Origin of the sequence: Nioella sp., assembly GCF_964229645.1 — a bacterium.
Lineage (GTDB): Bacteria > Pseudomonadota > Alphaproteobacteria > Rhodobacterales > Rhodobacteraceae > Nioella.
The window spans coordinates 1-18,082 of the sequence record NZ_CAXREX010000328.1; the positions used below are offsets into that span (position 1 = coordinate 1).

The window sequence follows — 18,082 nt, forward strand, 5'->3', positions numbered from 1 at the left end:
CCCACCCGTAGTCCGGCCAGCCCATAGGCCTTGGAAAAGGTGCGCATCCGTATCACTCGGGTGTCGGTCACGTCGAGCGGCGGGATCGCGCCTTCGGGGGCGGTGTCGGAATAGGCCTCGTCCAGCACCAGAAGGCAGCCCGGCGGAACCGCGTTGATCATCTGCTGAACGGTGTCGGCATCATGCCAGCTGCCCATCGGGTTGTCGGGGTTGGCGAAGTAGATCAACTTGGCGTCGCATCTATGCGCCTCGGCGATCAGGGCCAACGGATCTTCCCTGTCACCCGCATAGGGCACCTTGTGCAGAACCCCGCCAAAACCCGCCACGTGGTAGTTGAAGGTGGGGTAGGCACCTTCCGACGTCACAACCGCGTCGCCCGGTTCAATGAGCAGGCGCACGAGGTAGCCCAGAAGCCCGTCGATGCCTTCGCCCACCACGATGTTTTCCATCCCCACGCCGTGATGGGTGGCAAGCGCGGCGCGCAGGTCGTGCACTTCTGGATCGCCATACATCCAGCCGTCCCTGGCGGCCTCGGCGATGGCGGCGATGGCGCGGGGCGAGGGGCCGAAGACGCTTTCATTGGCGCCGATGCGCGCCAAGAAAGGCGCGCCGCGCTGGCGTTCCTGGGTTTCGGGGCCCACGAAGGGGACGGAGGCGGGGAGGCCCTGAACGAGCTTGGTGTAACGGGGTCCGGTCATGGTCCAAGCAAGACCTCAAAGAAAAGCGGCGCGCAAGAGGGTCCTGCGCGCCGCATCCGTTCAGAGTGTCCGCTCGGCTCAGCCGATCTCGGCCAGGCGCGCGAGGGCATCCTTGATCTTGGCCTCTTCTTCTTCCCTTGCGGCGAGGTTTTCGCGGGCTTCCTCGACCACCTCTTCGGGGGCGCTTTCGACGAACTTGGGATTGTTCAGCCGCCCGCGCAGCCCGCCCAGTTCCTTGGCGAGCTTGCCAAGCACCTTTTCGAGCCGCGCCTTTTCCTCGTCCACGTCGATGATGTCGGCAATGGGCAGGCCGAAGACCGCGCCTTCCACGGCGATGGTGACGGCGCCCTTGGGCAAGGCATCCACCACCTGAACGCCAACCACGCGGGCAAGCCGCAGGATCATCGCTTCGTTGCGGGCCCACGCGCCCTGGCCGCGTTCATCCAGCTCCGCCTGCAAAAGCGGAACCTTCAGACCGGCGGGCACATGCATCTGCGCGCGGACCGACCGGATGGCTTCGATCAGGCCGATGACCCAGTTCATCTCGCGGTCGGCCTCGGCATCGACCAGGTCCTCGCCATAGGCGGGCCAGTCGGTGTGGACGAGCATCTTGTCGCGCTCGGCGATCTGGCCCCACAGCTCTTCGGTCACGAAGGGCATGGTCGGGTGCAGCATCACCAGGCACTGGTCGATGACCCAGGCCATGGTGGCGCGGGTTTCCGCGATCACGGCCTCGTCGCCGGATGCGAAGAGGGGCTTGGCGAATTCCAGATACCAGTCACAGACCTTGCCCCAGACGGTGGCGTAAAGCCCGTTGGCGGCGTCGTTGAACCGGTAGGCATCGAGCGCCGCGTCATGGGCCACGCGGGCGCGCGCGATCTCGCCCACGATCCAGCGGTTGACGGTCTGGGTGACGCCCGCGGGGTCGAAGCCCGGCACCGGCTTGCACTCGTTCATCTCGGCGAAACGGGCGGCGTTCCAGATCTTGGTGGCGAAGTTGCGATAGCCCGCGATGCGGCTGGTGGACAGCTTCAGGTCACGGCCCATGGCGGCCATGGAGGCGAGCGTGAAGCGCACCGCATCGGCGCCGTATTCGTCAATGAGCTCCAGCGGGTCCAGCACGTTGCCAAGCGACTTGGACATCTTCTTGCCCTTCTCGTCGCGGACGAGCGCGTGGACATAGACCGTGTGGAACGGGATCTGGTCGACCACGGCCAGCTGCATCATCATCATCCGGGCGACCCAGAAGAAGATGATGTCGAAGCCGGTGATCAGCGTCGAGGTCGGGAAATACTTGGCATAGGCGTCCGTTTCCTCGGGCCAGCCGAGCGTGCCAATGGGCCAGAGACCGGAGGAGAACCAAGTGTCGAGGACGTCGGGGTCGCGCCCAAGATAGATAGACTCGAACTCACGCTGCTCGTTGAGCCAGTATCCATAAGCGCCGTCAGAGGAAACAGAGAGCTCGACCTCGCTGCCGTAGTATTCGCGCGCCTGCTCAAGGGCGGACTCTAAGTCCGCTGCGCAGAACGCTTGATACCCATTCTTGTAGTATTCTGCGGCACCTGCGGCGGCTTCCGAAAGCTCCTTCTCAGATGCTTTCTGCGGCCCATACCAAACCGGAATCTGATGCCCCCACCACAGCTGGCGCGAGATGCACCAAGGCTCGATATTCTCCAGCCAGTGGTAATAGGTCTTGGCATCGCGTTCGGGCAGAATGCGGGTGTAGCCCGCGGTTTCGTCGAATTCCCCGGCTTCCTGCGCGGCCATGCCCTTGCGGACGGCGTCGAGCGCGGGCTCCACGATCTTGGCGGCATCCACGAACCACTGGTCGGTCAGGTAGGGCTCAATCGCCACCTTGGACCGGTCGCCATGGGGCACCATGTGGCGGTCTTCGTCGATCCCGTCGAGCCAGCCATTGTCGCGCGCTTCGGTCACGATGGCGTCGCGCGCCTCGTAGCGGTCCATGCCGTCATAGCGTTCGATGGCTGCGCCGATCATCTCGGCGGGGCAGCCCTCCGCGAAATCCGGGTTGTCCCGCAGGAACATCGCCGCGCGGGTGGTCATGACGTTGATGGCGCGAAGCCCGGTGCGCTTGCCCACTTCCATGTCGTTGAAATCATGCGCGGGCGTGATTTTCACCGCGCCGGTGCCCTTCTCAGGGTCGGCATATTCGTCGGCCACGATCGGGATCGAGCGGCCACAGATCGGCAGCGTGACGGTCTTGCCAATGAGGTGGGCATAGCGCCGGTCCTCGGGGTGGACGGCCACGCCGGTATCGCCCAGCATCGTTTCGGGGCGGGTGGTGGCGACGGTCAGGTAATCGCGGGTTTCCCAGTCGGTCGGGTTGCCTTCCTCGTCGAACTCGATCGGATGCTCATAGGTCTCGCCGCCATCGAGCTTGTAGCGCAGGCGCCACATCTTGCCGTTCACCTCGACCTGCTCGACCTCCAGGTCGGAAATCGCGGTTTCGAAATGCGGGTCCCAGTTCACCAGCCGCTTGCCGCGATAGATGAAGCCCTTGTTGTACATCTCCACGAAGACCTTGATCACCGCGTCGTGGAAATTGGGGCCATTGCCGGCCTCGGGGTCGCCGGCCGCGCCGCCCATGGTGAAGGCCTCGCGCGACCAGTCGCAGGAGGCGCCGAGGCGCTTCAACTGCCCGATGATGGTGCCGCGCGACTTGACCTTCTGCTGCCAGACGCGGTCCAGAAACGCCTCGCGGCCCATCTCGCGGCGGGTAGGCTCGCCCTTGGCGGCCATCTCGCGTTCGGTGACCATCTGCGTGGCGATGCCTGCGTGGTCCGTGCCGGGCTGCCAGAGCGTGTCAAAGCCGCGCATCCGGTGCCAGCGCACCAGGATATCCTGAAGCGTGTTGTTGAAGGCATGGCCCATGTGCAGGCTGCCGGTCACATTGGGCGGCGGGATCATGATGCAGAACGTCTCGTCCCGGCTGGCATTGGCGCCAGCGGCAAAAGCGTTCGTTTCTTCCCATTTCGCGGAGATCCGCGGCTCGGCCTCGGCGGCGTTAAAGGTCTTTTCCATCGCCTGCATGTCCCATGTCTGTCGTCAGAAGGTGACTTATCCGCTTCGCGGGGAAAGGCCAAGGCCGGGTGTCGCGGTTTCACGGGGAATTCGCGCGGGCTGGACAGTGGCCATGGGGTTGTTACCTATGTTGGCCAGGCAAGACGGAGCAGGTCATGAAATTCGGAAGCAGCCAGTCGGTCACGCGGGAAGAGGACCAGCGGTTCCTGACAGGGCGCGGGCGGTATGTCGATGACATCGCGCCCCAAGGCGCGCTGGCCTGCTACCTTCTGCGCAGCCCGGTGGCCCATGCGGAGATTGCTGCGCTCGACGTCAGCGCGGCGCGCGAGGCGCCGGGGGTGCATCTGGTGGTGACGGCGGCCGATCTTGCCGCGGCGGGGCTGGCCAATTCCATCCCCTTCACGGTGATCGACAACGAGGACGGCACCAGGGCCGCCGCCCCGCGCCGTCCGATCCTTGCCGAAGGCCGGGTGCGCTTCGTGGGGGAGCCCGTGGTCTTCATCGTGGCCGACACGATGGCCGCGGCACGCGATGCGGCGGAACTGGTCGAACTGGATTTCGACGAGCTGGAACCGAAGCTGGATGTTGCCATCGGCGGGCCGGAAATCCACCCCGAAGCGCCGGGGAACCTCTGTTACTCCTGGGGCGCAGGCGACAAGGCGGCGGCCGATCAGGCGCTGGCGGAGGCCGCGCATGTGGTCAAGGTCACGGTCGAGGACAACCGCATCATGTGCGCCAGCCTTGAGCCGCGCGCGATCTATGCCGAAATGCAGGGCGAGCGGCTGCATGTGTGCGAGAACGGGCAGGGCGTCTGGACCAAGAAGGCCGAGATTTCCCAGTGGCTCGGCGTCGATCCCGAGATGGTGCATGTGACCACGCCCGACGTGGGCGGGGCCTTCGGCATGAAGACCATGCGTTACCCGGAACATTTCCTTCTGTCCTTCGCGGCGCGGCAACTGCGCCAGCCGGTGCGCTGGATGGCCGACCGGACGGAATCGATGCTGTCGGACAATGGCGGGCGCGACCTGATCTGCACGGCGGAGCTTGGGTTCGACGCGGATCTGAAGCTGACCGCCTACCGGCTGCACACGGTCTCGAACGTGGGCGCCTACGTGTCGGGCTTTGCCCAGATCATCCAGAGCCGCCTGTTTTCCCACGTCTTCCCCGGCGTCTACGACGTGCAGGCGGCCTACATGAACAACAAGGCGGTGTTCACCAATACGACGCAGGTTGATGCCTATCGCGGGGCCGGGCGGCCCGAGGCGATCTACGTGCTGGAACGCGCCATGGACCACGCGGCGCGGGTTCTGGGGCTCGACCCGATGGAACTGCGTCGCCGCTCTTACGTCCGGCCCGACCAGATGCCCTACAAGACGGCGGCAGGCGAGCTCTACGATTCGGGCGATTTCGCACGGGCGATGGACCGGGCCGCGCGAGAAGCGGATACCGCCGGGTTCGAGGCGCGCCGGGCTGAAAGCGCGGCGAAGGGACGTCTGCGCGGGCAGGGGCTGTGCTATTACATCGAGGCCATTCTCGGCCAGCCGATGGAAACCGCGAAGATCGCGCTGACCGGGACCGGCGCCAAGGTCTATGTGGGCACCCAGTCGGCCGGGCAGGGGCACGAAACGGTCTACAAGCAGCTCCTGCGGGACCGGCTCGGGCTGGAGCTTGACCAGATCGAGATCGTGCAGGGCGACAGCGACCGCATCGCCAAGGGCGGCGGCACGGGCGGGTCGCGCTCGGTCACGGTGCAAGGCTCCTCCATCTACGCCACCTCGGAGGTGCTGCTCGACGGGCTTCTGCCTTTTGCCGAAGAGGTGATCGGAGCCGAGGGCGCCCGTTTCGATCCCGAAGAGGCCGTGTTCCGCGCGCCGGGATCGAACAGGGTGGTGGGGCTGATGGAACTGGCTGACCGGGCAGAAGCCGAGGGCCGGGCCGACCTGTTGACCGCCGAAAAGGAAATCCGCAACGCGGGCCGGTCTTTTCCCAATGGCTGTCACATTGCCGAGGTCGAGATCGACCCCGACACCGGCCTGCTGACCATCGAGCGCTACACGGTGACCGACGATCTTGGCAACATGATGAACCCGATGCTGGTCGAGGGCCAGATCCATGGCGGCATAGCGCAAGGGGCCGGGCAGGCGATGAACGAGCGGGTCGTGTTCGATGAAAACGGGCAGCTTCTGACGGCAAGCTTCATGGATTACGGCATGCCGCGCGCGGGGGACTTCCCGTTCTTCTCGTTCCACTCGGAACCGACCGAGACCGAGACCAACATGCTCGGCATGAAGGGCTGCGGCGAGGCGGGCACGATCGGCGCGATGGCTGCAGTGGCCAACGCGGTGCAGGATGCGCTGTGGCCCGTGGGGGTGAGGCTGGCGGACATGCCGTTCACGCCGCACCGGCTGTGGCAGATGATCGAGGAGGCGAAGGGGGCCGGTGGCACCGATCAGGGGTAAGTGGTCTTTCTGGCGCGGGTTCCGAAACCCCGAGCCGCGCCTGCCGGAGGTTCGGCCGCCCTGCACCCACGTGGTGCTGCTCGACGGAACCATGTCTTCGCTGCGCCGCGGGTCGGAAACCAATATCGGCCTGACCTACCGGCTCTTGTCGGAACTGGGCGAGGCATCGCGGGTGATGCTCTACTACGAGCCCGGGATCCAGTGGCGCGGGATGCGGCGCGCAATCGAGGTCCTGGCCGGGATCGGCATCAACCGGCAGATCAAGCGTGCCTACCTGTTCCTTGCGCGCAATTACCGTCCCGGCGACCGGATCTACCTGATGGGCTATTCGCGGGGTGCCTTCGCCGTGCGGTCGCTGGCGGGGCTCATTGACAAGCTGGGGTTGCTACGGCCCGCACAGGTCAGCGAAGAAACGCTCGAGCGGCTCTACCGGCTCTACCAGGAGGCGCCCGACAGCCAGCAGGCCAGGGCGTTTCGCTCGGCGCGGTGTCACGAGCGGGTTCAGATCGAGCTGGTCGGGGTCTATGATACGGTGCGCGCGCTCGGCCTGCGCTGGCCGCTTCTGTGGCGTCTCGCCCCGCAGGCGCATGCGTTTCACAGCCACGCGCTTGGCGGCTCGACCCGGCACGGGCGGCACGCGCTGGCGATGGACGAAACCCGCGACATTTTCTCGCCGGTCCTGTGGCAATTGCCCGAAGAGCGCGAGGGGGACGTGGTGCAGATGTGGTTCCGGGGCTCGCATGGAGATGTCGGTGGCCAGCTTGGCGACTGGAACGCGGCGCGGCCGCTGTCGAACATCCCCCTGGTTTGGATGCTGGGTGAGGCCGAGGCCTGCGGCCTGCCACTGCCGCCCCATTGGCGCAGCCGCTACCTGACCGATCCCGGTGCCCCGTCGGTCGGCACCCTGCGCGGCTGGAGCCGGTTCTTCGTTCTGCGCCACCGGCGTCGACTCGGGCTGGACAGGTCTGAGCGGGTGCATCGAACGGCGATCCCGGCGGCGCGGGCCCTGGGGCTGCCGGTCATGTCGAACGGGTGGTTTCGGTCAAGGTGAGGGCGGATCGCCGCCTGCCGGCGGCGATCCGGGAACGGGCGGTCTCGGACCCCCTTCGGGAGCCCTCGCCCACCCGTCAGGGGGGCGCTGCCCCCCTTGGACCCCCCGGGATATTTTCGGAACAATGAAGAGATTACTTGCCGGGGGGCTTGGCCCGCAGGGTGGGATCGGCCTGAGAGGGGTCTTCGGGCCAGGGGTGCCTGGGATAGCGCGCCCGCATGTCCTTGCGCACGTCGTCATAGCTTCCGGCCCAGAAGCTGGGCAGGTCGGTCGTGGTCTGAACGGGCCGGCCCGCGGGAGAGAGGAGCGTCATGCGCAGCGGTGTCCGTGCCTGGCCGATGGTGGGATGCGCGGTGGTGCCGAAGACCTCTTGCAGGCGCAGCGAGACTTCCGGCGCATCGCCGCCATAGTCGATGGACACCTTGCGCCCGAGCGGTGTCGTCCAATGGGCGGGGGCAAGGCGGTCGAGTTCCTGGCGCTGGTCCCAGTCGAGACATGTGCCGAGGGCCTCGGTCGGATCGAGCTGGCGCAGATCGGCGGCGCTGGTCCGGTTGCCCAGGAACGGGGCCAGCCAGTCCTCCATCGTGTCCAGGAGCGCCGTGTCCGAGACATCGACGAGGCCCGAGGCAGCGAGCCGCGCGCGCAGGAGCCGCGCGGGCCTGGTCCAGTTCAGCGTGTCGAGCCCGAGGTCGCGCAGGCCCTGCAACAGGGCGGCCGTTATCGCCTCGGGCGGGGCGTCGGTCCAGTTGCGTTCGGCCAGCACGAGCGCACCGAAACGTTCCTCTTCGCGGGCGATGACACGACGGTCGCGGCGCGACCAGTCGCAGCGGCGGACCCAGGCGATCCGGTCGCCGTGGAGACCGCGCAGTTCCGACTCCGACAGGGCCACGGCTTGCCGGATCCGCGCCTCGCGCGGGTTGCCGTCGAGGTCGGTCGCCACGATCAGGCGCTGTCCGGCCAAGGCGTCGCCCTCGGGCATCACCGCTCCCTTGCCGCCCGACAGCACGTAACGCGGGGCATCGCCCTTGCGGCGCAGGCCGATGCGATCGGGATAGGCCAGGGCCGCCTGCTCGGCCAGGCTGTGACGGGGGCCGCTGGCGAAGCGGGCCAGGCGGCGGGCGTCCTCCTTGATGCGGGCCACCACGCCCCGATCGGCCTTGAGAGATCCCGGATCGTCCAGCGCCCGCATCCTCAGGGCGAGGTCCGTGCCCCGGTCGCGCAGCGGGTCGCGTTCGGACAAGAGCGCGGCCAGCCGCTCTGCCCCCTTGCCGCCAAGGGCCAGCATGTGGGCCAGCCTGGGATGCAGGGGCATGGCTGCCAGCTGCCTGCCATGGGCGGTGACAGTGCCGTCCTCAGTCAGAGCGCCAAGGCCACGCAGCAGCGTCTGCGCCTCGGCCAGCGCGCCTGCAGGCGGGGGCGTGAGAAAGGCCAGGCCCGCCCCGTCGCCCGCCCCCCAAAGCGCCAGGTCGAGCGCCAGCGCGGCCAGGTCGGCGGCTTCGATTTCCGCAGGCGGGAAGGCGGGCAGGGCCCCTTCTCCGCCCTTGGTCCAGTTGCGGTAGCACAGGCCCTCGGCCACGCGCCCCGCGCGCCCCCGGCGCTGGTCGGCCTCGGCGCGGCTGACAGGTTCGGTCACCAGCCGGGACATGCCCGAAGACGGGTCGAACCGGGCCCGGCGGGCCCGCCCCCCGTCCACCACCACGCGGATATCGGGCAGGGTCAGGGAGGTTTCCGCGATTGACGTGGCCAGCACCAGCTTGCGCTTGCCCTTCGCTTCGGGGCGCAGGGCGGCGCGTTGCGCGGCGAGCGGCATGGCGCCGAAGAGCTGGTGCAGCACCACGTTGCCCGGCAGGCCGTCGAGCAGTGCGGCGGTGCGCCGGATTTCGCCTTCGCCGGGCAGGAAGGCCAACAGCCCGCCTTCGCTTTCGGCCAGGGCCTGCCGGATGAGCCCTGCCATGCCGGTCTCGAACCGCTCTTCCTTGCGTGGCGGGGTCTCGCGCCACCGGGTTTCCACCGGGTAGGCCTTGCCCTCGGAGGTGATGACGGGGGCATGATCGAGCATCGCCGCCACGGGGGCTGCATCGAGCGTGGCCGACATGACCAGAACCACGAGGTCCTCGCGCAGCGCGCCGCGCACTTCCCAGGTCAGGGCAAGGCCCAGATCGGCGTTGAGGGATCGCTCGTGGAATTCGTCGAAGATCACCGCCCCCGCGCCGGGAAGCTCGGGGTCGTCCTGCAACATCCGCGTCAGGATGCCTTCCGTCACCACCTCGATCCGCGTCGCGGGCCCCACTTTCGCGTCGCCGCGCACCCTGTAGCCTACGGTTTGCCCTGCCTCCTGGCCAAGGCTTTCGGCCATGCGTTCGGCCGCGGCGCGGGCCGCCAGCCGCCGGGGCTCCAGCATCAGGATCCGGCCCGGCACGATCCCCGCGTCGAGCAGCGCAAGCGGCACCCGCGTGGTCTTGCCCGCTCCGGGCGGCGCCTGCAAAACGGCGCGCCCTTCGGCGCTCAGGGCCGCCAGCAGCTCGGGCAGGATGGGGTCGATAGGCAGGCGGGTCATCAGGGGGCGGCACCGGGATTCGGGGGGCGAGGGTCTGGCTTTCGCCATAAAGCGGCGCTTGGCGCGCCCGCGTCAACCGGGGGGCATATCGCCGCGCGCTCTGGACAAGTTCGCCCCCAACGGGGCAGAACCGGGCGCAACGGCCGCCACTGCCTGGCCCCTTGGGCAACTGCGGCGCACGAGGGACCGAGACGCCATGACCACACGCCGCCTGCCCGATGACCTGCCCGCCCGCATCCTGGCCGGGGAACGACGGGCCCTGGCGCGCGCGGTGACCCTGGTGGAAAGCACCCGCCCCGATCACCGGGCCGAAGCGACGACGCTGCTGGAACAGCTGCGCGGTCATGGCCGGCAGGCGTTGCGCATCGGCCTGTCGGGCACGCCCGGTGTCGGCAAGTCCACCTTCACCGAAAGCTTCGGCATGATGCTGGTGGCGCAGGGGCTGAAGGTGGCGGTCCTCGCGGTCGATCCCAGTTCCGCCCGGTCGGGCGGGTCCATCCTGGGCGACAAGACCCGGATGGAGCAGCTCAGCCGCCAGAAGAACGCCTTCATCCGCCCCTCGCCGTCGATGAGCCACCTGGGCGGCGTCTCGCGCCGCACGCGCGAGGCGGTGGCCCTGTGCGAGGCCGCGGGTTTCGACGTGATCATCATCGAGACCGTGGGCGTGGGCCAGTCGGAAACGATGGTGGCCGAGATGTGCGACCTCTTCGTGCTGCTTCTGGCCCCCGCGGGGGGGGACGAGTTGCAGGGCGTCAAGCGGGGCATCATGGAGATTGCCGACCTGATCTTGGTCAACAAGGCGGATGGCGATCTCAAGGCCACCGCGACGCGGACCTGTGCGGACTACGCGGGCGCGCTGCGCCTTCTGCGCAAAAGGGCGCGCGATCCGCAGGACTTCCCCAAGGCGCTGACCGTGTCCGCGGTGGAAGGCAACGGGCTGGAGCGGGCCTGGGACGAGATGCAGGCGCTGGCGGACTGGCGGCGCGCGCAGGGTGTCTGGGACCGGCGCCGGGCCGAACAGGCGCGCCACTGGTTCGAGGAAGAGGTGCGCGCGGGGCTCCTGGCGCGGCTGACGGGCGATCCCGCGATGCGGGCGCGGATGGCCGAACTGGGTGGGGCTGTCGCCGGGGGCGAGCTGTCACCCGACGCGGCAGCTGCCGATCTGCTGGCCCATCTGCACGGCTAGGCGGGGCACGCGCTGCGGCGACGCAGCGCAGATCACGCCCGGCTCAACCCGGATCGCCATAGGTCTCCAGCCCCTCTGCCCCTTTCGGGGTCAGCGCATAGACCCCGGTCGCCACGCGCTCGAACCAGCCGTAGTGATCCGCCCGCATCAGCTCGGTTGCCTTCTCTACCCCGGTTGCCGCCTTGACCGCACGGCCCGTCGACGGGCCGCATCGTGCGAGATGGGCCGCGCAGCGCAGGGCGTCCTGGCGGTAGGCGGTAACAAGCCCCACCCGGGTCGCGCCCCCGCTGTTGGGATCGCCGACCCGGCGCGCGAATTCCCGCAGCAGGCGCTGGCGTTTCGGCTTGGAGATTCGCGGGCTGTAGGGGCCCGGATCGCAATGGACCTCGACGAACCCGTCCGAAAGCCGCACCGTCACCAGCCCCAGGCCAAGCCGGCGCGCCAGCTTCACATTTGCCTTCAGCGCCTTCTGGAAGGCGCGCCCGCGGCCGCGCGGGACCGCGAGGTAGACGATGTCGGCCAGGGCCAGCCGTTCGACCCCCTGGTGAAACAGGGCCAGGGAAAACCGGGTCTTGAGCTCGACGATCACGGGCTCCTCGCCGGGGCGCAGCGCCACGATATCGGCGGCGCCGATCTCGGCCTTCACCTCGTAGCCCTGCGCTTCGAGATAGGATTTCACCGGCGGGTAGAGATCGGTTTCTTTCACCATGCGGGCAGGCTATGTCCCGGGGCAGCGAAAGTCATGCCCTGTCGGGGATGAATCGCTTGACACTGCCCCGGAGCCGCCTTATCCACCGCCCAGATTTAGAGGGCGCTGACCCGGCTCAGCGCCCTTGTCCGTTTCTGAGACCCGAGGATAAGACCCATGTCGCGCGTCTGCGAACTGACCGGAAAAGGCCCGATGACTGGCAACAATGTCAGCCATGCCAACAACAAGACCAAGCGCCGGTTCCTTCCGAACCTGAACGAAGTGACCCTGGGGTCCGAAACCCTTGATCGCAGCTTCAAGCTGCGCATCTCGGCTGCGGCCCTGCGTTCCGTTGACCACCGCGGTGGCCTGGACGCCTTCCTTGCGAAAGCCAAGGACGAGGATCTGTCTTCCAAAGCGCTGAAAATCAAGAAAGAAATCGCGAAGGCCCAGGCTTCGGCCTGATCCTGACCCGATCCTTTCGGCAACATCTCGCGGCCCCCGGCATCGCCCCGGGGGCCGCGTCCTTTTTGCGCTTTGCATCCAGATCGGCCCGTGCCTATCTAGCGGGTATGAACCGGCTTTTGTCCCCCGCAACCGCTTTGCTGCTTGGTCTGGTCCTTGCCATGACCTCGGTCAGCATGGCCGTGGCGCGCGGCGGGATGAGCCTGTCGGGCACGATGATTCTCTGCATCGACGCGAGCCAGCAGGTGGTGCCGCTCGGCCCCGATGGCGCGCCGATGGAGGTCAACCACGCCTGCCCCGACTGCACGGTCGGCGCGATGGCCCTGGTCGAGCCGCTGCCGCTCGATGCGCCCGAATGGCGCATGGCCACGCTCTATACCCGTCCCTTCGCCACCCGTATCCATGAGACCCCCGTTCAGGGCGGCCAGGGACGCGGACCTCCTTCGCTGATCTGATCCCTAGACCCTTTCTTTCCAATCAGATCACCGGAGACGACCAATGTCGTTCAAAACACCCTTCTTTGCGGGCGTCGCCGCCCTGGCCTTCGCCCTTCCCGCCTTTGCCGACGGCATCATGATCCACGACCCCTATGCCCGGGCCTCCTCGGGCATGGCCATGTCCGGCGCGGCCTTCATGGAGATCGTGAACCAGACCGATACCGATGACCGGCTTGTCGAGGCCCGCTCCGAGGCCGCCGCACGGGTCGAGCTGCACACCCATATGGAAGACGCCAACGGCGTCATGCGCATGATGGAGGTCGAGGACGGCTTTGCCATTCCCGCAGGCCAGACCCATGCGCTCGCCCGTGGCGGCGATCACGTGATGTTCATGGGGCTGGCCGCGCCCTTTGAACATGGCGCAGAGATCGAGGTCACGCTTGTCTTCGAACAGGCGGGCGAGATTGTCGTGACGATCCCGATCGACCTTGAACGGACGCCCTTCTCGGGTGGCCAGGCCGGGCACGGCCAGATGAACCACGGCACCATGGGTCAGGCGTCCAACTGACCCGGGCACGGGGCCCTGCGGCCCTGTCCCTGCCGCTTCGGGTCCCGAAGGGCGGCGCGCCTCCTCCCGTTCCATCGGGCGCGCCGTTCCTGTCAGGCCAGCAGCCCTGCCACCCAATCCGGAACCGCCTGCGTGGCAGGTCCGGTAATCGCGCGGTCGAACAATCCGGGCAAGCGGCTTGGTTCGAGGTTGATCTCTAGCGTCTCCGCCCCCGCCGCCTGCGCCTCCTGCACGAAGCCCGCCGCTGGATAGACCTCGCCCGATGTGCCGATCGAAACGAAGAGATCGGCCTGCCACAGCGCCTCGGCAATCTCTTCCATCCGGTAGGGGATCTCCCCGAACCAGACGATGTCGGGCCGCGTGCGCGGCGCGCCGCAAGACGGGCAGGGGGCGTCGGGCGACATTACGCGCGGCGCGGGCCAGCGATGGTTGCAGCTGGCGCAGAGCGCCCCGGCCAGTTCCCCATGCATGTGCAGCACGTTGCGGCTTCCGGCCCGTTCATGCAGGTCGTCCACGTTCTGCGTCACGATCAGCAACTCGCCTGACCACTCGCTCTCCAGCCGGGCCAGCGCCCGGTGGGCGTCATTGGGGCTGGCATCCAGCGCATTGGCGCGACGGGCGTTGTAGAAGTCATGCACCAGCCGGGGGTTGCGCGCGAAGCCGTCCGGCGTGGCGACGTCCGCCAGGTCGTAGCGTGTCCACAGACCGTCCTTGTCGCGAAAGGTGCCAAGCCCGCTTTCGGCGGAAATGCCCGCCCCGGTCAGGATAACGATCCGTTCCATTTCATTCCCCGTCATGCCATCAAGGGCCCGCGCAAACAGGAGCCCCCCCATGACCGTTTCTATCCTTTGTGTCTGCCTGGGCAACATCTGCCGCTCCCCCACGGGGCAGGCGGTGCTGGAAGCCGTCATGCCAGAGGCCCGGGTGGACAGCGCCGGAACCTCCGACTGGCATGTCGGCGACGCGCCCTATGGGCCGATGCAGCTTGCCGCCAGGGCGCGGGGCTACGAACTTGGCCAGCAGCGCGCGCGGCAGGTCACGGCAGAGGATTTCCACCGCTTTGACCTGATCCTTGCTATGGATGAAAAGAACCTCGCCGATCTTGAGGCGATGCGACCCGCAGGGTCGCCCGCCGACCTGGCGCTCTATCTCGACGTGCTGGACGAGGGCCCGCGAAACGTGCCCGATCCCTACTACACGCGGGATTTCGACGGGGTGCTCGCGCTGATCGAAGAGGCCGCGCGCGCCTGGAACGACCGGCTTTCAGCCAGCGCCTGAGCGCGGGCGGCGCTCAGCTGCACATGGCTTGCGCGGTTTCCCCGAACGCCTGGTAGCGTTCCCAGAACGCCTCGTCGCGGCGGTTGTCCGACATGCGCAGGTCCTCCGCCTCGTCGGGATCGTCGAAAAGCCGCGCTGCCTGGCGTTGTTCGCGATAGCTCAGCGTCGCGCGGGCGGCGTCGCCGATGCATGAACACAAGGATGGGCTGGCCGCATCGCGGCCCGACGTCATGCAGGCCCGTTCGACGGGGTTTGCGTTCAGTGGCGCTCCGGCCAGCAGGAACAGGGTAAGAAAAACCGAGAATGTCTTGCGCATGGCACTGCCTCGTGACCTTGGCAAAGGGTTGATCCCCTTCTGGTGCCCCGAATCATGCCAAAGCCCGCGCCCCGGCGCAATATTGCGCTGCGACACGGGCCCGGCTGCGCGGAAACCGGCGGATCAGGCCGCCGGGCGGCGCTGCATCCGGGTCAGCACGATCTCGTCGGCCAGCTTGTGCGGTGACACCCCGCGCAGGGCAGCGCGGGTCAGGATCGCGTCCAGCGAGGCTTCCGCCTCGGCCAGTTTCTCTTTCACGAAGCCCGCCCGGTCGCGGATGCGCAGAATCTCGGTCGCCACGTTGACGATGCCGCCCGCATTGGCCACGTAGTCGGGCGCATAGAGGATGCCGCGCCGGTGCAGCGCGTCGCCATCGGCGGGCGTGGCCAGCTGGTTGTTGGCGCCGCCCGCGACGGCGGCCACCTTCAGCGCGGGGATCGTCTCGGCATTCAGGATGCCGCCGATGGCGCAGGGGGCCAGGATATCGGCCTCGACGCCGAGGATCCGGTCGACGGGGGCGATCGCCGCGCCAAAGCGGCTGGCGGCAGCGTCGCAGCGGGCCGGGTCGATATCGGCCACGATCAGCGCCGCGCCCGCAGCGTGCAGTTGCGCGGCCAGGTCCCAGCCCACATGTCCCAGCCCCTGCACGGCAACCTTGCGGCCTGACAGGCTGGCCGAGCCGAAGCGGTGGCGCGCGGTGCAGCGGATCGCGTTGAAGATGCCACGCGCGGTGATAGGCGAGGGGTCGCCGCTGGCGAAGGGACCATCGGCAAGGCCCGCCACGAACTCTGTCCCGCGGGCGATCACCGCCATGTCTTCGGGGCTCATGCCCATGTCCTCGGCGGTCCAGTACCGCCCCTTCAGCGCCGCGATGGCCCCGGCAAAGGCCGCCAGCATCGTCTCGGTCTTGTCGCAGGCCGGGTCGCCCAGGATCACCGCCTTGCCGCCGCCAAGGGGCAGGCCGGCAGCGGCATTCTTGAAGGTCATGCCGTGGCTCAGCCTCAGCGCATCGGTCAGCGCTGCCTCTTCGCTGGCATAGGGCTTCATCCGCAGCCCGCCCGCCGCCGGGCCAAGCGCGGTGGAATGGATGGCGATGAAGCCCACCAGCCCGGTTGCGGTATCGGTGACGCGCAACACCTCTTCATGGCTTGGCGTCGGAATATGGGTGATCTGCATGGCGTGTCCTCCTCCTGCTGGCTTGGAGGATAGCGCCAGTCAGATAGGGAAGGGCGCCAAATACCCGCTGAGACCTTCACAATGATAGCGATATTCGCCATGATATCGGCAAATGGCAGGGGAAAGCTGACATATGGATGAGATCGACCGCAGGATTCTATCGGCGCTTCAGAAAGACGGGCGTCTTCCGGTCACCGACCTGGCCGAGCGGGTGGGCTTGTCTCCCACGCCCTGCGCGCGGCGCATGGCCCGGATGGAACAGGAGGGGCTGATCACCGGCTATGCCGCCCGCGTCGACCCCGAGAAACTGGGCTTCCCGATCACCGTTTTCGTCTTCGCGGAACTGGAGCGCCAGCATCGCGATGCGCTGGAAGGGTTCGAGCGCGCGATCCGCCGCTTCCCCGAGGTGCTGGAATGCCACCTGATGACGGGCAGCCGAGACATCCTGCTGAAGGTCGCCGCGCGCGACCTGCGCAGTTTCGATGCCTTTCTTGAACACAAGCTGATGAGCGTGCCGGGCATCCGGTCAACCCGCACCAGCTTTTCGCTCCGGGCGATGGTGGACCGGGCGATCAGCCCCGGGGCCTGATGGGGCAGGGCAACAGGCCCTTTTTCCCGTTTCGTCCCGGGGCCATGACCTTGCTACTCGAACTGCACCTGCCCATGCATTCCGGCCTCGAAATGCCCCGGAATGTTGCAGGCAAAGCCCATCTCGGTCACCTCGGGGAAGGTCCAGATGATTTCCCCGCTCTCACCTGGTGCCAGAAGCAGGCTGTTGGGGTCGTCATGCATCATCCCGGCCTCTGCCATGCGGTCGTGGTTGATCATCCGCATGGTCATCATGCCTGCATGCATCATCTCGCGCATTTCATCGCGATGCTCGGCCCACATTTCCTCGGTGCCGAGGTTGAACTCGTGCACCGCGCGGCCCTCGTTGGTGATGAGGAAGCGGATGGTTTCTCCGGCATGCACCATCAGGCTGCCGGGGGTGAAGTGCATCTCGTTCATCGAGATCGCGATCTCGCGGTCGACATGGGCAGCTTCTCCGGCCTGCCCGATCCCGGCCCCGTGGCCATGGGCATGGGTTCCGCTGGCTTGTGCCATGGGCGCAAGCGCAGCAAGCACGCCAAGCGCGCAGCTAAAACGATAGGTCTGTTTCATGGTCTTTCTCGTGTTCTGAAAACGGTCGTGTCAGGTGATGTCACGCGCGTTCGGAACACGGGGAGGCGGCGGATCGAGTCCGATGATCCACCCAAAGGCGCTGCGCTCTGCCTGCCTGACCGCGACGAAGCGATCCAGGTCGGTCATCTCGCGCGCATGGGGCGGGGGTGCAACAGACTTGGCGCAATCCAGCCCGGCAAGGCAGTGGCCCTGTGCGGGCGATTGCGGGGCTGTGACGCTGGCCTGCGTGGCAGCCGGGGCATGCAGGGTTGTGCCCGGCTGCGTCCCGTGCGCATGGGCCGCGCCCGAACCAAGCAAGAACAATACCGCCAGGACCATCAGCAGGCCGAAAAAGGCCCGCGGCAGGGTCCTGGTGGGGAAGGTCAGGGGCATCAGAAGATTCCGTTGGCCTGTTGCAGGTCGCGAATATAACGCACGATCGCGGCGACGTCTGCATTGGTCAGGCCCGCCACGGGGGGCATGTTCCCATAGGGCCAATGGTGCGACCGGACCCCGTTCGCAACCGCAAGGTTGAATGCCGCGTCGCCGTGATGGCTGGGCTCGTAGATGCGATGCACCAGCGGCGGGCCCGATCCGTCGCGCCCCGCGCCGTTCTGCCCATGGCACTGGGCACAGGCCGCCTCGAACACCCGCTGGCCGATCTGCGCCTGCCCAGACAGCGTCTCGGGCAGGATGACCTCGACCAGCGCGGCGCCTTCTTGCGGGGCGGGTCCGTCTGACCCGGCGCTCGTGTCATTGGACGGGCCAAGGGCAAGGTAGGCCCCGCCTGAAATCAGCGCGACAAGGGCAAGGGCAACAAGGGTGCGGATCATGGGGCAGGGCCTTTCTCGTGGTCTCGATCGGCGGGCAGTCTGCGCACATTCCCCCCGCTGGAAGGCAAGCCCTGCCCGCTCACAGTTGCGTGAGGCGCGTCCGGCCCCGGTCCCGCCCAAGGGGAAACCCGGCGCCCCGCATCAACGCCCCTTTCATAACGTCGTGG

18 protein-coding genes are annotated in these 18,082 nt (G+C 67.5%); 8 read left to right on the forward strand and 10 right to left on the reverse strand.

What is annotated here, in order from left to right:
- Together ACEQXV_RS20645 and ACEQXV_RS20650 are read right to left on the reverse strand one after the other, a co-directional pair.
- A partial coding sequence (locus ACEQXV_RS20645; protein WP_370270758.1) for an aminotransferase class I/II-fold pyridoxal phosphate-dependent enzyme occupies window positions 1-698 on the reverse strand: 698 nt, incomplete at its 3' end.
- A gap of 78 nt (window positions 699-776) precedes the next feature.
- The gene (locus tag ACEQXV_RS20650) at window positions 777-3,740 is read right to left on the reverse strand and encodes a valine--tRNA ligase (protein WP_370270760.1); all 2,964 of its coding nucleotides are present in this window, start codon (window positions 3,738-3,740) and stop codon (window positions 777-779) included.
- 155 nt (window positions 3,741-3,895) lie between these two features.
- On the opposite strand from ACEQXV_RS20650, the gene ACEQXV_RS20655 reads away from it, so the two are divergent.
- Together ACEQXV_RS20655 and ACEQXV_RS20660 are read left to right on the forward strand one after the other, a co-directional pair.
- The gene (locus tag ACEQXV_RS20655; protein WP_370270761.1) at window positions 3,896-6,199 is read left to right on the forward strand and encodes a xanthine dehydrogenase family protein molybdopterin-binding subunit; all 2,304 of its coding nucleotides are present in this window, start codon (window positions 3,896-3,898) and stop codon (window positions 6,197-6,199) included.
- The gene (locus ACEQXV_RS20660; protein WP_370251179.1) at window positions 6,180-7,250 is read left to right on the forward strand and encodes a DUF2235 domain-containing protein; all 1,071 of its coding nucleotides are present in this window, start codon (window positions 6,180-6,182) and stop codon (window positions 7,248-7,250) included. The genes ACEQXV_RS20655 and ACEQXV_RS20660 overlap by 20 nt, the downstream gene beginning before the upstream one ends.
- 133 nt (window positions 7,251-7,383) lie before the next feature.
- Here the strand turns inward: ACEQXV_RS20660 and hrpB are convergent, their stop codons facing one another.
- Entirely contained in the window at window positions 7,384-9,807 is a 2,424-nt protein-coding gene (gene hrpB / locus ACEQXV_RS20665) for an ATP-dependent helicase HrpB (protein ID WP_370270763.1), read from the reverse strand.
- 196 nt (window positions 9,808-10,003) lie between these two features.
- Between hrpB and meaB the strand changes: the two genes are divergently transcribed.
- Window positions 10,004-10,993, forward strand: coding sequence for a methylmalonyl Co-A mutase-associated GTPase MeaB (gene meaB, locus ACEQXV_RS20670; protein ID WP_370270765.1), 990 nt, complete (start codon window positions 10,004-10,006; stop codon window positions 10,991-10,993).
- Between the two features lie 43 nt (window positions 10,994-11,036).
- Here meaB and ACEQXV_RS20675 read toward each other — a convergent pair whose 3' ends face one another.
- Window positions 11,037-11,702: a DUF2161 domain-containing phosphodiesterase gene (locus ACEQXV_RS20675; protein ID WP_370251182.1), complete on the reverse strand. Its 666-nt coding sequence runs from the start codon at window positions 11,700-11,702 to the stop codon at window positions 11,037-11,039.
- A gap of 156 nt (window positions 11,703-11,858) precedes the next feature.
- On the opposite strand from ACEQXV_RS20675, the gene rpmB reads away from it, so the two are divergent.
- The 3 genes from rpmB to ACEQXV_RS20690 all read left to right on the forward strand — a co-directional run bounded on the left by rpmB (window position 11,859) and on the right by ACEQXV_RS20690 (window position 13,151).
- Window positions 11,859-12,146, forward strand: a complete 288-nt coding sequence (rpmB, locus tag ACEQXV_RS20680; RefSeq protein WP_370251183.1) for a 50S ribosomal protein L28 — start codon at window positions 11,859-11,861, stop codon at window positions 12,144-12,146.
- 119 nt (window positions 12,147-12,265) lie between these two features.
- Window positions 12,266-12,601 (forward strand): hypothetical protein, encoded by a 336-nt coding sequence (locus ACEQXV_RS20685; RefSeq protein ID WP_372526321.1) that lies wholly within the window; start codon window positions 12,266-12,268, stop codon window positions 12,599-12,601.
- Window positions 12,602-12,644: 43 nt separating this feature from the next.
- Window positions 12,645-13,151: a copper chaperone PCu(A)C gene (locus tag ACEQXV_RS20690; protein WP_370270769.1), complete on the forward strand. Its 507-nt coding sequence runs from the start codon at window positions 12,645-12,647 to the stop codon at window positions 13,149-13,151.
- A 92-nt stretch (window positions 13,152-13,243) separates the two neighbouring features.
- Here ACEQXV_RS20690 and ACEQXV_RS20695 read toward each other — a convergent pair whose 3' ends face one another.
- Window positions 13,244-13,933: an NAD-dependent deacylase gene (locus tag ACEQXV_RS20695; RefSeq protein ID WP_370270770.1), complete on the reverse strand. Its 690-nt coding sequence runs from the start codon at window positions 13,931-13,933 to the stop codon at window positions 13,244-13,246.
- 49 nt (window positions 13,934-13,982) lie between these two features.
- On the opposite strand from ACEQXV_RS20695, the gene ACEQXV_RS20700 reads away from it, so the two are divergent.
- Window positions 13,983-14,429, forward strand: a complete 447-nt coding sequence (locus ACEQXV_RS20700; protein ID WP_370251249.1) for a low molecular weight protein-tyrosine-phosphatase — start codon at window positions 13,983-13,985, stop codon at window positions 14,427-14,429.
- A 13-nt stretch (window positions 14,430-14,442) separates the two neighbouring features.
- Here ACEQXV_RS20700 and ACEQXV_RS20705 read toward each other — a convergent pair whose 3' ends face one another.
- Both ACEQXV_RS20705 and ACEQXV_RS20710 read right to left on the reverse strand, forming a co-directional pair.
- Complete coding sequence (locus ACEQXV_RS20705) at window positions 14,443-14,745, reverse strand: hypothetical protein (RefSeq protein WP_370251250.1); 303 nt, start codon at window positions 14,743-14,745, stop codon at window positions 14,443-14,445.
- Window positions 14,746-14,868: 123 nt separating this feature from the next.
- Entirely contained in the window at window positions 14,869-15,921 is a 1,053-nt protein-coding gene (locus ACEQXV_RS20710; RefSeq protein WP_370270771.1) for a Leu/Phe/Val dehydrogenase, read from the reverse strand.
- A 133-nt stretch (window positions 15,922-16,054) separates the two neighbouring features.
- On the opposite strand from ACEQXV_RS20710, the gene ACEQXV_RS20715 reads away from it, so the two are divergent.
- The gene (locus tag ACEQXV_RS20715; RefSeq protein WP_370270773.1) at window positions 16,055-16,510 is read left to right on the forward strand and encodes an Lrp/AsnC family transcriptional regulator; all 456 of its coding nucleotides are present in this window, start codon (window positions 16,055-16,057) and stop codon (window positions 16,508-16,510) included.
- Window positions 16,511-16,563: 53 nt separating this feature from the next.
- On the opposite strand, the gene ACEQXV_RS20720 is transcribed toward ACEQXV_RS20715, so the two are convergent.
- The 3 genes from ACEQXV_RS20720 to ACEQXV_RS20730 are packed head-to-tail and all read right to left on the reverse strand — an operon-like array spanning window position 16,564 to window position 17,915.
- Window positions 16,564-17,082 (reverse strand): plastocyanin/azurin family copper-binding protein, encoded by a 519-nt coding sequence (locus tag ACEQXV_RS20720; protein WP_370251253.1) that lies wholly within the window; start codon window positions 17,080-17,082, stop codon window positions 16,564-16,566.
- A gap of 30 nt (window positions 17,083-17,112) precedes the next feature.
- Complete coding sequence (locus ACEQXV_RS20725; protein WP_370251254.1) at window positions 17,113-17,475, reverse strand: hypothetical protein; 363 nt, start codon at window positions 17,473-17,475, stop codon at window positions 17,113-17,115.
- The gene (locus tag ACEQXV_RS20730) at window positions 17,475-17,915 is read right to left on the reverse strand and encodes a cytochrome c (RefSeq protein ID WP_370270774.1); all 441 of its coding nucleotides are present in this window, start codon (window positions 17,913-17,915) and stop codon (window positions 17,475-17,477) included. The genes ACEQXV_RS20725 and ACEQXV_RS20730 overlap by 1 nt, the downstream gene beginning before the upstream one ends.
- Window positions 17,916-18,082 lie beyond the last annotated feature (167 nt).